This window comes from Streptomyces sp. NPDC059679, from assembly GCF_042734105.1.
GTDB lineage: Bacteria > Actinomycetota > Actinomycetes > Streptomycetales > Streptomycetaceae > Streptomyces.
The window spans coordinates 380,742-395,113 of sequence record NZ_JBHWES010000003.1 but is presented as its reverse complement, the minus strand read 5'-3'; the positions used below and the strand labels follow the sequence as shown (position 1 = coordinate 395,113).

Below are 14,372 nucleotides of genomic sequence, written 5' to 3'. Positions count from 1 at the left end.
TTTCCCGATGGAGAAATCAAGCTCCGCGGCGTCTTCATCTGGGCGCGCAGAGGCTGGAGGGGGCAGAACTAGATCTGGTCGGCCGTCATGGCACGGCGGACGCTCTCCCGGAGCAGGGTTCGACGCTGCTCGTGCAGTTCGGGAGGCTCCTGGGCGGTCGCCGCGTAGACATTGCTGACCGGTGACCACGCCATGGACATGGCGATCACCATGGCCATCACGTCGAAGGGGTCCCCTTGGCGCACCAGACCGGCGGCCTGGGCCTTGGCGATGGCGCGCAGCTTGCGGTCGTCAAGGCGATCGGGGTCGTCGACCAGGTGGCCGGCCGGGCGTCGCTCCAGACGTGCCCAGGTGGCCAGTCGGATGAGGTCGGGGCGGCGGAGGTACTCGTCGTAGAGGCGTACGGCCCAGTCCGCGAGGTCGGTGGCGTCGATCGGGACGACGTTCACGATCCGCTCCAGCGAGCCGAAGAAGATGGCGTCGAAGAGCCCTTCCTTGCTGCCGAAGTAGGCGTAGAGCTGCGCCTTGTTCGTGCGTGCCGCGGCCACGATCCGCTCGACGCGCGCACCGGCGATCCCATGCTCGGCGAACTCCTGGGTCGCCACATCGAGGATGCGTTGGTACGTCGCGGCTCCGCGCGAGGTCAGGGGCTGATCAGCCATGCTCCGACGCTACCAGACAGAACAGTTGGTTTGCCTACACGGGCTGGATGTGCTTACGGTAAATAGACCGAACAGTCTGTCTACGAGGAGGCGCCATGAGGAACACCATCGGCTGGCAGGTGGAAGGCTCGTCGTCGACACTGCGGCGGATGCCATTGCAACGGCGCGACCTGCGCCCCGACGACATCGCGGTCCGGGTCGACTACTGCGGGGTCTGCCACACCGATGTCCACGCCGTCAGCGCCCGGAGTGGCGAAGGAGACCGGCCCCTGGTGCCGGGGCACGAGTTCACTGGCGTGGTGACCGAGGCCGGACCTGCGGTCACCCGCTTCACCGTCGGCGACCCGGTCGCGGTGGGTAACATCGTCGATTCGTGCGACGAGTGCGCCATGTGCCGGGCCGGCCAGGAGAACTTCTGCCACGCCTTCCCGACCCTGACCTACGACGGCATCGACCGGCATGACGGCTCGACCACCCTGGGCGGCTACTCCCGCGAGTACGTCGTCCGTGACCGCTTCGCCTACCCCCTTCCCGCCGGTCTGGATCCGGCCGCCGCCGCTCCGCTGCTCTGTGCCGGGATCACGGTCTGGGAACCGCTGCACGCCCTCGGTGTGGGGCCGGGGACCCGCGTCGCGGTGGCGGGACTGGGCGGTCTGGGCCATCTCGCGGTCAAGATCGCCGTGGCGCTCGGCGCCGACACCTCGGTGGTCAGCCGCTCACCGGACAAGGCCACCGACGCCCGCCGTCTCGGCGCCCACGGTCTCATCGTCTCCACGGACCCGGAACAGATGGCTGACGCCCGCGACCGGTTCGACGTTGTCATCGACACCATCTCCGCCCCGCACGACCTCGGCCCTTACCTGCGCCTGGTCGCCATGGACGGAACGCTCAGCCACCTCGGGCACCTCGGAGCCATCACCGTGGAGACCACCGACCTGCTCGTGGGACGCAAGAAACTCAGCTCCGCAGGCAGCGGCGGCAGGCTTGCGACCGCCGCCATGCTCGACTTTTGCGCCAAACACGGCATCACCGCCGACATCGAGCTGCTCCCTTCGACGCATGTGAACGAGGCCCTCGACCGTCTCCGGCGCAACGAGGTCCGCTACCGCTTCGTACTCGACATGTCCGACCTGGAGTGAACGGCGAGGGCTACGAAACGCGGCCCGTCCGGGGTCTCCATCCACCCCTGACGCACACCGTCGCGCGGCCATCCGCAACGGCCAGCGCGACAGGCGGGTCGCCAAGGCCCAGAACCTAGCCGGTGAGCCGGAGCGGGACGACTTCGTAAGAGCCTCTTGCTTCTCGCTGGCTTCGGCGACCGCGAGCTGCCAAGAGGCCCTTCCTTCAGGTAAGGACCGCCGCAGGCTCACCCGATCCAGGAACCTGTTCGATCAAGAACGACCGCGTGATCGGAAGGTCGGCTGCTTGTCAGCTCGAACGAGCGACGACCTGTCCGACAACGGAGAAACGCCTTTCGCACTGTGGGCAGGTTGCCTCGCCGAAGGCATAGGTCAGGGTGTGCGCCACCGGGCGGGTGTCGGCATCGTCACAGAGGGCGTCGTACTCCGACGCGCTGAAGAAGCCCCGCTCACCGATGATCACCATACCGCCGCACAGCCGTCTGCATCAGGGCACTCGAGCTCGTACTCCTCGCTGACGATGCCCCAGATCAGATCCTCTGCCCAGTGAATGTCGCCCTCCAGGTTCAGGACCGCCTCGAGTAGATGGCAATAGTCGTTCCGGCCGGCGGTGGCCTGCCGCCATCGGTTCGAAGCGGCCAGCAAGCGTCCGAGTTCGGGCGCGCGCCGGTGGCGTGGTTTCCGGGTCTCGTATCGCTGATCGGCCCGGACAAGGAGGGCGCCGGCCAGGTGGAGGGCCGCAGCCGCCGTGCAGACTCCGGAGCCCCTGCCTTCATCCCCGCCACGGCCGGAAACCCCCCGACCGGGTCCCCGCACTCGAACCGATGCTCACCGTGATCAGTAGAGCAACGGCGTCTGAACTACGACGCGGCTTCAGGTCCCTGGCCGTGCGACAGTGGCAGAAAGCCATCAGTTGGGGACACTGCGAGGGCTCGGCCCATCATCTGCCGGTGCGTCGCTGCAGTGCGCCGAGCAGTGTGCGCCCGGACAGTGCGCGATCGGCGGCCAGCAGGTAGGCCACCGGTGAATCACCCACCTGTTGGCGTCGAGCCTCGACCCTGCTGGCGATGTACGGCACCAGCGTCACGGCAACTGCGGCGCCGGCCACCGCGAGTTGTCCGCCTGCCGCGGCGACACTGCCCAGAAGGGTCCCGGCAGCGGCGTTGAGGTTTACCTTCTGGACCAATGTTCCCGCTGACGACTCGATGCCCTGTGCTCGCAACGCTTTGCGCAGTTCGTTGAGCTGCGGTCTTGTCTGGCTCTCATACAACGACTTGAGGTGGGCCGACGCCACCGCCAAGTTCTCCACTTCGGCGATGGCCTGCAGATCTGCGGTGAGACCAGCGACGTGCTCGTGGAAGGCAGCCAATTCATCCCTGTGGGCTTCGCGGAATCTGATGAGCTTGGCTACGGGCACCTCGGCCAACTTGTCTGGCTCGATCACAGTCCGCAGGGCCACGTGCATGTACGCGCTCTCGGCATGCTCAATCGCCGGGACACGGGCGTGATCCTCGAAAAGCAGGTTGGTCAGCTGGCTGAGTGCGCCTACGGCTTTATGCATGCGCAGGTCATCGGTGGTCGGGGAGAGCATCTCGCCGCGTGCCATGACGTCGGTGAGCACGGCAAGGTAGATCGAGCCCAGTTTGGGGTGCATTCCCACCCACGGGCCACCAGACGGTTCCGCAAGGCCCATACCGACGAGCTTTTCGCTCAGGCCGGTCCCCATCTTCGAGTCGCTGGCGCCGGTGTGCATCCGCAGCATGTAGGAGCTGCGTACCATGTCCCACGTTCCCTGCGGGACGGGAGGTTCGTAGCCAAGCCAATCGGTTGATTGCCGCAGGTCATGCGGGCTCGGATGAAACTCTTCGCGAAAAGAATGCCTCAGTCCGTATCGCTCGACGATACGATGCGGGTCGGCATCGATGATCTCGGAGAAGGTCTCCGCAACCGTCCTCAACACTGTCGGGCTCGGCGCCGCCTCCACAATGAAGTCAGTCTCGGCACGGAGCTGTCGGACGAGGTCTCGATCCCGGTCTTCCACCATCTCTGGCCGCATCCGGACGATTCGGTCCCAGGTCAATAAGGCGAGCTTCAACCAGTTGTCGTTCTGAAAGTGCATCCACGGGTAGTACAGGGCGATCGATGGCATCGTCCCTCCCTCTGGGTGAGGCAAACAGTGTGTCAGGGGAGGGCGTCGACCTTCTACCGGCGGTCCAGGAACTCACTCCACCGAATGCGCGGACGGATGCGGATGCCTCGTATGCCCCCTGCCCGCTGCCCCCTGCCCCTTGCCCCTTGCCCTCGCGGGGCATATCGCCAGTGACCGGCAGTAAAGGAAGCGGCAGTAGCTGGGACCACCCTGGCCCTGTGCGAGGGGAGCTCAAGGCCATGCACCGCCCGACTCCGGTGGACCGACATCCAACGTGGCGACATCAAGCATCAATTCGCCGACGTCAGAGACGTCAGTACAGCTGGGCGGGTGAGGACGATGTGCGGCGGGTCGGCGTCCGCGTACATACGCCGCCCCCTCGGCGTCCTCGGCCACCTGCCGAACCCGCTCCACGAACGTCGCCGAGCGGAACCCTCTTGTAGCTCCGGCGGGTACCACGGCAGGTGCACCGAAGCTGCGCCGAGTCGCTGACCTGCGCATTCGCGATTCCATCCACGCCGCGACACCACCAGTGACACAAGTGGCGCCATATCTGGCTCGCGATGGCGCCATTCATGTGCCATTATGGCAACGCGGGCGGCGCACCCCTCGGCCTCGCAGGCCGAGGGGTGCGCGTTTCACGCAGTGAGCCATCAAAGGGGTCGGATCATGGAGACAGCACAGAGCCAGGAGCAGGCGTCGCCCGGGGCCTTCACTGCCTTCGCCCGCTTCGTGGTCTGCGGCGGCGGGGTGGGGATCGCCTCCAGCTTCGCCGTGGCGGCCCTCGCCTCCTGGATTCCCTGGGTCCTGGCCAACGCCCTCATCACCGCGGTTTCCACGCTCCTCGCCACCGAGTTGCACGCCCGCTTCACCTTTGGCGCGGGTGGGCGCGCGACTCGGCGCCAGCATGCCCAGTCGGCCGGATCCGCAGCGGCCGCATACGGGGTGACCTGCATGGCGATGCTTGCCCTGCAGCAACTGGTGGCGGCACCTGGTGCGATACTCGAGCAGATCGTCTACCTGTCCGCCTCCGCACTCACCGGTGCCGCACGGTTCGCGGTACTGCGCCTCCTCGTCTTCACACGGAACCGCTCGCAGGCCACGGCCACCATCCGCGCCGCCCGCCCCGTGCACGCGACCGTGGCCCACGCCCAGGCACTGGCCGACCCGGCAATGCTCCGTTACGCCGCCTGACCGAACCACCGGCGCCTGTCCTCGATCCCTGAAGCAAGAGTCGTGCGGTCTATGTCGAGGTCACACTCCGATGCACCAATGTGCGCGGCGCTCCGCCGGTGAACAGGGGCGTCCCGGCGCCCAGCACGACGGGCGCGAGGTGCAGCGTCAGCGCGTCGAGCACCGAGCACCGAGCACCGAGCACCGAGCACCGAGCACCGAGCACCGAGCACCGAGCACCGAGCACCGAGCACCGAGCCGATCGTGGCGCCGCCGCCCATCAGGACGACATCGGGGTCCTTGCCGCTGTCCGACGACGCTGCCTCGGCGCGCTCGCGCGCGGCAGCGACGGCTCGGGTAGACCGGTGGTGACGAACGTCCAGTCGAGGTCGGTGAGCCGCACCGTCAGACTCGCGACGAGTTGATCAGCAGGGGCACGCGGCCGACGTCTCCGAACTCGCCGCACGCTGGCATTTCGCCGACTCGGGCCACTTCATCAGGCATTTCAGATCGTTGTACGGAACCAGTCGGGCTGCTTTACCTGAAGAATCATGACGGCGCCGGGGAAAATGCGCTAGCGCCGCCGTGAGCAGGGAGCGGCTCCGAGCGGGGTAAGTACCTGACGATGCCATGCAGCAGGACCAGCTGCGGGCACGCTGCGGAGCGGCCCCACTGCATGCTCTGTGCCGATGGAGCCGCTGCGCCGAAAGCCTCATCGCTACGTGTACTGCTCCGGTCACCCGCGTCCCGTCTCGGGTACAGACGGCGGGCGTACGCTCGATCCCAGTCCGGAAAATCGATACGCGAGGCACGCGTGCTTCACCGACCCCTCGAAAAGCGCTCGGCTTGACCGGAATCGATTCAGGGCTACGCTGATCAAGTGCCTCACGCCGGCTCTCCGCTTTCCGTGCCGGAGGCTCCCGCCCGGATTCACGTCGGCGACCGGATACAGCAATCACGGCGGCTATGGCCGGCGTCTTCCGCACGATCCTCACTGTCCTCAGCCGCCAAAAGGACGAGTTCAGCTTGTACGCCGAGGAAGTGGAAGCACATGACTGTCTCTGGGATCTTGACATCAGGCAAGGGCGGACTGGCCCTGGGAGTGGCGGTGCTCTCCGCTCTGACCGTGGTGCCGGCTCATGCCGCAGACGATCTCGGTAGGGCTCCGGGAAGCCAGAAGCCGACCGTGGTGCTCGTACACGGAGCATTCGCCGACGGGTCCAGCTGGAACGCAGTGGTGCAGCGCCTGCAGCGGGACGGCTACAAGGTCTTCGCCCCTCCCAACACACTGCGCGGCATCCCTCAGGATTCGACGTACCTGAACAGCTTTCTGAAGACCATCAAGGGGCCGATTGTCCTCGTCGGACACTCCTACGGCGGCGAGGTGATCTCGCAGGCGGCCGCCGGCGTCGACAACGTCAAGGCGCTGGTGTACGTCAATGCGATCATGCCGGACAAGGGTGAGTCATCCGCGAGCCTCTCCGGCAAGTTTCCGCCAGCCCCGCTTACCAAAGCGTTCAAGAAGGTGCCGTTCCGCAACGGCGACGGCAGCACGGGCACCGACCTGTACATCCAGACCGCCAAGCTCCACGCGACCTTCGCCCAGGACCTCTCACAGCAGCAGGCGTCCGTCATGGCATCGACGCAGCGTCCGATCGCGCAATCGGCGTTCACCGACAAGCTCACCCAAGCGGCCTGGCGGGACAAGCCCGTCTACGTGCTCGTCGGCAGGCAGGACCGGGCCATAGACCCCAGCCTCGAACGTTACGAGGCCAAGCGCGCACATGCGCGCAAGACAGTGGAGATCAACTCCTCGCACGTGTCCCTGGTCTCCCACCCCCAAGCGGTCACGGATCTCATCGTGAGCGCGGCTCGCGACTCCGGTCACCGGTAGGCGAAAATCACACGCCCAGCGGTGCGGGGCTCACCGGAGGTGCGGGTCTCAACTGACCCGCGTGCTTCACCTCGCCGAGGTCGCCGCGAGCGGCACGTCGGCCTGGGGACCATGTGTGCCGCTCACGAACGGTGCGGATGTCAGTCGAAGACGGTGACGCGGCGCCCGACCATGTCGCTGCGGGCCAGCGCGTCCAGATCATCGCGGGCATCGCCATGGATGCCTCCCAAGAGGCCGTACGAGCCGAACCGGCTCCCTGGCTTCGTTCACTTTTAACGGCTCTGGCTCAACTTCCGTGATGCCGTCACTGTCTGTGGTCATGCAATTCGAGTCTGACGCTGATCTTGTGAGGCGGTTCTCAATGATCGCTGGCGTTCAAGGAGGCGGTATTGGTATTGGCTGTGGGGGCGGACCCGGTAGATTAGCGATCTTCGGGTGGCTGCAGTCTCCTGGAGTCCCAAAAGGCAAACGCCATGACGAACCGCGACCGGACACCCGCACGACTTCGCCTCGACAGCGCGCTGGACGGCCTGAGCGCTGTCTTTCGCGGGATGACCGCCCACCCCGATGAAGACAACTGTGAATGTCACTGGGGAAGCGCGGAAGACCTCGCGCTGCTGAAGACGCCGGATACGGAGCTTGACCCCGACCTTCTGCGTCGCACCTGGCAAGCAACCGACTGGACCTACAAGGCTTCCGTGCTGCGTCGGATCCTGCCCCAGTTCGCCACGGCTCTCACCCGCGGCCTGATCGCGCCTCTTTTCGGTATGGAGGAAGTTGGACGCACCTTCCACCGCGCCAATTGGCAGCAGTGGCCCACCGAGCAGGCCGCAGCAGTGGAAGAATTCCTGCAAGCATGGTGGGCCCATGCCCTCACCGATCCCGACCCCGCCGTGCCGCCGTACGAAGTCCTCGCCCTGAACGCCGAGGCCTCCGCCACGCTCAGTCCGTGGCTCCACACCTGGGAATCCCAGACTCACTCCACGGCCGACCAGCACCTGGCGGAAGCGGTGAACCACTGGGAGTACAAACTTCTGGGGGACTACCTCCCCTGGGACACCTGGCACGACGAGGACGACATGCGCGCCGGGCTGACAGCCTGGCTGACGCTCCATGCCCCCGCCCGGCTGCGGGCCCACGACGCCTCTGAGGAGCTGCTCCACCAGATACGGCTGCTTGGCCTCACCGGCCTCGACCGCTGGGAGGACCCACACTGGCCGGGGTACCGCTACTGAACCCCCAGCCGTGTGCCGCCGCAAGCCCAAGCAACGGGGATGTCCGCCTGAACAGATCGCGTTGCAAAAGCAGCGAGAGGCCCGAATTATGCGACAGTCCACACTTACGAAAGCAGGACTCGCTTCCGAAGGAGTCGGAAGCCGGCCCGGCCGAACATTTGGCGCTTGAGCATCTTGATCCGGTTTACGTGCCCCTCGACCACGCCTGAGTTCCAGGACAGGGTCAGACCGGCGATCACAGCGTCACGGTCGCGGTCGATGCCCGTAGCGAGGGTGTGGAGGCTTGGCAGGTCGTCCTGACGGACGGCGTCGAGCCAGTCGGCAGACGCTCGCCCTGGCGGCCGGTGAGCATGGCCGCGAAGGACCGGACGTGGCAGGTGAGCGCGTCGACTTCAGGGCAGTGCGTCCGGATGGCCTTGAGTTGGAGCTGCTCGGATTCGGTGAGGGTGTCCGGGTGCCGGAGGATCCATCCGGCGACGGCCCGGGGCGAGGGTGGCCGGGCGGTCACCGGTCGTGGCGAGGTGCGTTTGTCGTGCAGGTAGGCGCGAACGCGCTGGTAGCTGCCCTTGTAGCCCAGCGGCACGATCTCTTCCCAGAGTTTCCACGCATTGGTGCAGCCCTCGTTCCAACGGTCGTCCAGGTAGGACTTGTAGTCGTCGAGGACCGACGACCGGTTCTGCCATTGGCCGGTGAACAGTTCCTCCGGTTTCGCGGCGTCGGCGAACCGTTTGACGGTGTGCCAGCTCACCCCGAGCTGCCGCTGGACCGAGCGCAGGCTGTGTCCTGCCTCCAGCAAGGCATGGACGGCTGCGTGCCGGGCCCGAGTCCGGTCGGCAAAACGGTGGCCTGTCGGCCATGGCGACGCGGACGGGTCTGGGGCCGCAACGGTCTCGGGTTCAGGTTCGGGCTGAGATGCTGCGGGCGTCAGGACACTCAGGCAGCGGCGGTGCTGAGCGACACTCCGCTCGGCGGCTTCGCTCAGGTTGTTGGGTCGGACCGGGGCGCCCTGCCGAGATTGCTCCCGGTGGGTTTCCCCGGCCCGCCCGCCGAACCCGGCGTGCCCGTCTCCGGGCACCGGGCTCTCCACGAGATCATGCCGTCGAGATCGGGCCAGTCAGGGTGTCCGGCCAAGGGCTGGGAATGCTGTTCCCACGGTAGCGATACCGAGTGATCGGCACCTTGCCGAGGTGGAACAGTGTGATCCCGTCCAGCTCGATGTCTTTCCATCGTCCTTGCGGAGTTCGGAGCCATCGCCGGACGGCCTTCCACTTCATGCGGTGCCGGTGCATCACCCAGTGGATCACCCGCCACCAGACGAAGGTGTGCAGGCGGGCCATGGTGTGTTTGGCGACCGCGTGTTTGAAGTAGTTGGCCCAGCCGCGCAGAATCCGGTTGATCCGGATCAGCGCGATCTTGTAGTCGAGATGCGACAACCTCTGGGTCAGTGCTTTGATCTTCCGTTTCAACGCCTGGACTGGCTTGTCGGCGATGAACGTGTAGACGTGCCACTTGTCTGTTCCCCGCTTGCGCATCCAGACGATGCGAAAACCGAGGAAGTCGAACCCGTCCGCACGATGGACGATCCGGGTCTTGGCCGGGGAGTGTCGGCGGTCATGGAATTCCCCACCTCACGTGGGTGCGGCGTCAGGTAATTCCCCACCCTCGCGGTCACGTTTCCCCATGGGAGCGGCGGTCGCGAGCGACGGCTTGGGTCGCTCTGAAGCCGATCTACGTTTGCGGTTTGCCGGTTGCTTGAAGCCCTCGGGCCAGGCGCGCGAGCGTCTCAGGGATTCTGCGCACGGTCATGCTCTGTTGCAGGAGTTCGAGGTCGGCGCCGTTGGCGCCGAGGTGGGCCAGGAGCGGCTGGTAGCGGTCGGGGCGATCGCGGAGGAACTCGGTGGTCAGCCGGAGCTCCAGCCGCACGCATTCGATGCGGTGCCCGCCGCAGTCCACGGTGACGTGGTGCCGCCAGGGGCCGGGGCCCTGGCACTCCCATCCATCCTCGTCGCACGGTACTTCCACGGTGCTGACGCCGAAGCCGACGCCGTCGAGGCTGTACTCGGCGAAGTACTGCGGGGCTGATGCGAGCCATTGCGGAGCGGTCACGCACGGCCAGTCCGCCAGTGCTTCGGCAACGGCGTCGACGTCCTGGCGGCGCTCGACGAGGATGTCGACGTCGCCCACGGGCAGGTCGACGCCCTGCAGGCAGGCCGCTGCCGTGCCGACGAGCCGGTACCGCAGTCCCGGAGCGACAGCTCTGATCAGGTCAAAGCCGGTGCGCAGCACAGCGCCCAGTTCGTGGCGGTCGCGCGGCGGCCGAGTTTCGATTCCATCCATGGTCGACAGGATGCCCGCCGGGTCTGACAGTGCCCGCTCCTGTCGACGGGGCAGGCGGCCGGTTCCAGGCGCATCATGTGATCGTCCAGCACTGTCGACGATCAAGTTTCCCCATCCCGGGCGGTTTGAGTGATATGTGATCTCTAGTCAGAATCCTCCTGATTGGCCATGGGTAGCGCGGAGTCCGGGATCGAGGGACCTGGTCGTCGCGGAGCTGCTCATGTTCCTCGTCCTGCGGTTCGCAAGGCCGATGGGCAGCCTGGATGGCGAGGAGAACGTTCGTCGTGGTCGACATTACCGAGATCTACATTCACTGGTACGCGGGCCGCTCGAAGAGCGCGCTGGCCGCGTCGCTGGGGGTGGACCGCAAGACGGTCAGGAAGTACCTGGCCCCGGCGGAGGCATCCGGGATCACCCCGGGCGGGCCACCGATGAGCGAGGCCGACTGGTCGAAACTGATCAAGGAGTGGTTCCCGGGGCTGGCCGACAGACGGCTGCGGCAGGTGACCTGGCCGGAGATCGACAAGCACCGCGACTACATCAAGAACCTGCTGGGGACAGTCACCGTCTCGACCATCCACCAGCGGCTGCGCGACGAGCACAAGCTCCAGGTGTCGATCTCCTCCTTCCGCCGCTGGGTGCACGCCACGCTGCCGGACGAGGCGGCAAGGTCGCAGGTCACCGTCCTGCGGGACGAGGTCGAGCCAGGTTCGGAGGCCCAAATCGACTACGGCTTCCTCGGGCAGTGGATCAACCCGCGCACCGGCAGGCGGCACCGGGTCTGGGCATTCGTGATGGTGCTGCCCTGCTCGCGGCACATGTTCGTGCGTCCGGTGCTGCATCTGGACCAGCAGGCCTGGACGGAAGCACACGTCGCCGCCTTCCGCTTCTTCGGCGGTGTCCCGCGCCGGCTGGTGCCGGACAACCTCAAGACCGGGGTGGACAAGCCCGACCTCTACGACCCGAAAATCAACAAGGCGTATGCCGAACTAGCCACCCACTACGGCGCGTTGGTGGATCCCGCACGGGCCTCGAAGCCGAAGGACAAGCCCCGGGTGGAGCGGCCCATGCCCTATGTCCGCGACTCGTTCTGGCGGGGACGGGAGTTCACCTCGATCGAGCACATGCAGGCCGAGGCGGTGACCTGGAGCCAGCAGGTCGCCGGGCGCCGGCAGTGCCGGCCTCTGGACGGGGCCGCCCCACTGGCGGTGTTCGAGGCGCTGGAGGCGGCCGAGCTGCTGCCGCTGCCGCCTACCCCGTTCGTGCTGGCCCGCTGGTCGACGGCCACGGTCGGCCCGGACATCCACATCAAGGTGGGTCGCACCCTCTACTCGGTGCCCTGGAAGCTGATCGGCCGCAAGGTCGACGTCCGCTCCACCGCCACCATGGTGCAAGTCTTCCTCGACGGCGAACTCGTCAAGACTCACGCGGCACTTGAGCAGGGCAAACGCACCGACCGCCACGACTACCCGCCCGAGAAGATCGCCTTCCAGATGCGCACCCCGGTCTGGTGCCGCAGCCAGGCATCCGAGATCGGCGACGCCTGCCGCGAGGTCATCGACCAGCTCCTCGAAGTCAACGCCCTCTACCGACTCCGCGCCGCCCAAGGGGTTCTCGGTCTGCGGAAGAAGTACGGCGAGACGCGGCTGGAAGCCGCCTGCGCCAGGGCCCTCGCGGCCGGCGATCCCTCCTACCGCACCGTCAAAGGCATCCTCCTCGCAGGCACCGAGACCGATCCCGAGCCCGAGACCAGCGGAGACGCCGGGGCCGCAGCCTTCCTCCACGGACCGGCCCAGCTCTTCGCCCCGACCGTCACGACCCCCGACACGGCGAACGACGCCCACGACGACCAGGTGCACGACGAAGCCGAGGTGGAAGCCCGATGACCGTGATGGACACTGCCCTGCGCGAGTCACTCAAAGCCCTCCGGCTGTCCGGCATGCTGGAGACCCTCGACGCCCGCCTGGCCCAGGCCCACGGTGGCGAGCTCGGGCACCTCGACTTCCTCCAGGTCCTCTGCCAGGACGAGATCACCCGCCGCGAGACCGTCGCCTTCCAACGGCGCCTTCAGCGGGCGAAGTTCGAGCAGCAGGTCACCCTGGAGGAATTCGACTTCACTGCCTCCTCGAAACTGCCCGCGGCCCAGATCCGTGACCTGGGCGCCCTGCGCTGGCTGCACGCCGGCGAGTCCGTGATCCTCTTCGGCCCGGTCGGGGTCGGCAAAACCCACATCGCCCAGGCCCTCGGCCACCTCGCCGTCCGCCAGGGCGCCCACGTCCGCTTCGCCAAGACCAGCCGGATCCTGGCGGACCTCGCGGGCGGCCACGCGGACCGCACCTGGGAGAAACGGATCCGCGAACTGGTACGGCCCGACGTCCTCATCCTTGACGACTTCGCCATGCGCCAGCTCAACGCAAGCCAGGCCGACGACCTCTACGAACTCGTCTCCGAGCGGCAGGGCCGGTCCCTGATCATCACCAGCAACCGGGCGCCCAGCGACTGGTATCCCCTCTTCCCCAACCCCGTCGTCGCCGAGTCCCTCCTCGACCGGCTCATCAACACCAGCCACCAAGTCATCATGAACGGCCCCAGCTACCGGCCGAACAAACGCCCCAAGAACCGCACCGACAAGCCGAACAGCCCCAAGATCAAGTAACCGCCGCCTGCTCCGGGGCTGGGGAATTACGTGAACTCAGCCCCGGGGAATTACGCGATCGTTCACAGGGAGAGCATCAGGCCCATCCCGGCCAGGACCTCGCCCACCTGTCCGCGAAGATCTTCGACGTGTTCCCGGGTGCCGTGGACCATGATGACAAAGTCGTCCGCATAGCGGACCAGTCGCCAGGTCGGCAGGCCCCGGTGCCGTCGTCGTTCGCGGTCCCGCCGACTCGACATTACGGCTGCCCATTCCTCGGCGGCGAAGCCATCGAGCACGGACAGGGCGATGTTGGCCAGCAGGGGCGAGAGGATCCCTCCTTGCGGTGTTCCGGAGGTGGTCTCGTCCCGTTCGCCGAGCTCGGTCATGATCCCGGCTTTCAGGAACGCCTTCACCAGCGTCAGCACCCGCTTGTCCTTCACCCGCGCTCTCACACGGCCCATCAGGGCCGCGTGATCGATGCGGTCGAAACACGCCTCGATATCCGCGTCCAGCACCCAGCGGTAGCCCTGGGAACCGAACAGATGGATCTCGGCGATGGCGTCGTGCGCACGCCGGTTGGGCCTGAACCCGTACGAGCACGGACGGAAGTCCGACTCGAAGATCGGTTCCAGGACCAGCTTCAGCGCGGCCTGCACCACCCGGTCCGCGATGGTCGGGATCCCCAGCCGGCGCAGTTTCCCGCCCGTCTTGGGGATCATCCGCTCACGCACCGGCATTGGCCGAAAGGCCCCTGCCCTCAGCTGAGAGCGGATGTGGTCCAGGTACGCTTCCGCCCCGGCCGCACGCACGTGGTCGGCGCGAACGCCGTCCACGCCCGCCGTCCGGGCTCCGGTGTTTCCTGCGACCCGCTTGAAAGCCATCACTAAGGTGGCCGGGTCACAGACGAAGTTGAACACATCGTCGAACCGGAAGCCGTGATCGGCTGCCGCCCAACGGTGCAGTTTGATCTGCATCCTCCGTACCCGCAGCTCAGCGACATCGGCCACTGGCCACACGACCGGGGCATCCACCCCGGATTCTCCGGACATTGCAGTACCTCCCTTGCGATCTCGCTGCCGCCCTTCCCCATGTGCGGGGCTCTCCCCGGCTCGGAGTACTACGGCGGCTCCGCCCCTCCCACAGCC

At 66.7% G+C, this 14,372-nt stretch carries 12 protein-coding genes and 2 pseudogenes; 6 read left to right on the top strand and 8 right to left on the bottom strand.

Annotation, left to right across the window (positions count from 1 at the left end; translation table 11 throughout):
- Positions 1 to 68: 68 nt before the first annotated feature.
- On the bottom strand, positions 69 to 662 hold the full coding sequence (locus ACFV2X_RS06675; protein ID WP_014181909.1) for a TetR family transcriptional regulator: 594 nt from the start codon (positions 660 to 662) through the stop codon (positions 69 to 71).
- Positions 663 to 757: 95 nt separating this feature from the next.
- On the opposite strand from ACFV2X_RS06675, the gene ACFV2X_RS06670 reads away from it, so the two are divergent.
- Complete coding sequence (locus tag ACFV2X_RS06670) at positions 758 to 1,801, top strand: NAD(P)-dependent alcohol dehydrogenase (RefSeq protein WP_385612275.1); 1,044 nt, start codon at positions 758 to 760, stop codon at positions 1,799 to 1,801.
- 289 nt (positions 1,802 to 2,090) lie between these two features.
- Here the strand turns inward: ACFV2X_RS06670 and ACFV2X_RS06665 are convergent, their stop codons facing one another.
- Together ACFV2X_RS06665 and ACFV2X_RS06660 are read right to left on the bottom strand one after the other, a co-directional pair.
- A complete protein-coding gene (locus tag ACFV2X_RS06665) occupies positions 2,091 to 2,267 on the bottom strand; it encodes a hypothetical protein (RefSeq protein WP_385612272.1) in 177 nt (58 codons plus the stop codon).
- 474 nt (positions 2,268 to 2,741) lie between these two features.
- Positions 2,742 to 3,950, bottom strand: coding sequence for a DUF6236 family protein (locus tag ACFV2X_RS06660; RefSeq protein WP_385612270.1), 1,209 nt, complete (start codon positions 3,948 to 3,950; stop codon positions 2,742 to 2,744).
- Positions 3,951 to 4,619: 669 nt separating this feature from the next.
- Here ACFV2X_RS06660 and ACFV2X_RS06655 point away from each other — a divergent pair.
- Positions 4,620 to 5,144, top strand: a complete 525-nt coding sequence (locus ACFV2X_RS06655; RefSeq protein ID WP_385612268.1) for a hypothetical protein — start codon at positions 4,620 to 4,622, stop codon at positions 5,142 to 5,144.
- A 49-nt stretch (positions 5,145 to 5,193) separates the two neighbouring features.
- Here ACFV2X_RS06655 and ACFV2X_RS06650 read toward each other — a convergent pair.
- Positions 5,194 to 5,529: pseudogene (locus tag ACFV2X_RS06650) on the bottom strand (hypothetical protein); the annotation flags it as partial.
- 645 nt (positions 5,530 to 6,174) lie between these two features.
- On the opposite strand from ACFV2X_RS06650, the gene ACFV2X_RS06645 reads away from it, so the two are divergent.
- Both ACFV2X_RS06645 and ACFV2X_RS06640 read left to right on the top strand, forming a co-directional pair.
- The gene (locus ACFV2X_RS06645) at positions 6,175 to 7,017 is read left to right on the top strand and encodes an alpha/beta fold hydrolase (protein WP_385612266.1); all 843 of its coding nucleotides are present in this window, start codon (positions 6,175 to 6,177) and stop codon (positions 7,015 to 7,017) included.
- Between the two features lie 473 nt (positions 7,018 to 7,490).
- Positions 7,491 to 8,252: a hypothetical protein gene (locus ACFV2X_RS06640; protein WP_385612264.1), complete on the top strand. Its 762-nt coding sequence runs from the start codon at positions 7,491 to 7,493 to the stop codon at positions 8,250 to 8,252.
- A 104-nt stretch (positions 8,253 to 8,356) separates the two neighbouring features.
- On the opposite strand, the pseudogene ACFV2X_RS06635 reads toward ACFV2X_RS06640, so the two are convergent.
- The 3 genes and pseudogenes from ACFV2X_RS06635 to ACFV2X_RS06625 form a co-directional block, all read right to left on the bottom strand.
- A pseudogene (locus ACFV2X_RS06635) lies at positions 8,357 to 9,240 on the bottom strand (transposase); the annotation flags it as partial.
- A gap of 103 nt (positions 9,241 to 9,343) precedes the next feature.
- Positions 9,344 to 9,784: a group II intron maturase-specific domain-containing protein gene (locus tag ACFV2X_RS06630; RefSeq protein WP_385612261.1), complete on the bottom strand. Its 441-nt coding sequence runs from the start codon at positions 9,782 to 9,784 to the stop codon at positions 9,344 to 9,346.
- A 196-nt stretch (positions 9,785 to 9,980) separates the two neighbouring features.
- Positions 9,981 to 10,589 carry a hypothetical protein gene (locus tag ACFV2X_RS06625; RefSeq protein WP_385612258.1) on the bottom strand — a complete coding sequence of 203 codons (609 nt, stop codon included), beginning with the start codon at positions 10,587 to 10,589 and terminating at the stop codon, positions 9,981 to 9,983.
- A 284-nt stretch (positions 10,590 to 10,873) separates the two neighbouring features.
- On the opposite strand from ACFV2X_RS06625, the gene istA reads away from it, so the two are divergent.
- A complete protein-coding gene (gene istA / locus ACFV2X_RS06620) occupies positions 10,874 to 12,475 on the top strand; it encodes an IS21 family transposase (protein WP_385612255.1) in 1,602 nt (533 codons plus the stop codon).
- Entirely contained in the window at positions 12,472 to 13,245 is a 774-nt protein-coding gene (gene istB, locus ACFV2X_RS06615; protein ID WP_385612252.1) for an IS21-like element helper ATPase IstB, read from the top strand. Before istA ends, istB begins: the two co-directional genes overlap by 4 nt.
- Before the next feature lie 62 nt (positions 13,246 to 13,307).
- Here istB and ACFV2X_RS06610 read toward each other — a convergent pair whose 3' ends face one another.
- Positions 13,308 to 14,276: a reverse transcriptase domain-containing protein gene (locus ACFV2X_RS06610; protein ID WP_385612250.1), complete on the bottom strand. Its 969-nt coding sequence runs from the start codon at positions 14,274 to 14,276 to the stop codon at positions 13,308 to 13,310.
- Positions 14,277 to 14,372 lie beyond the last annotated feature (96 nt).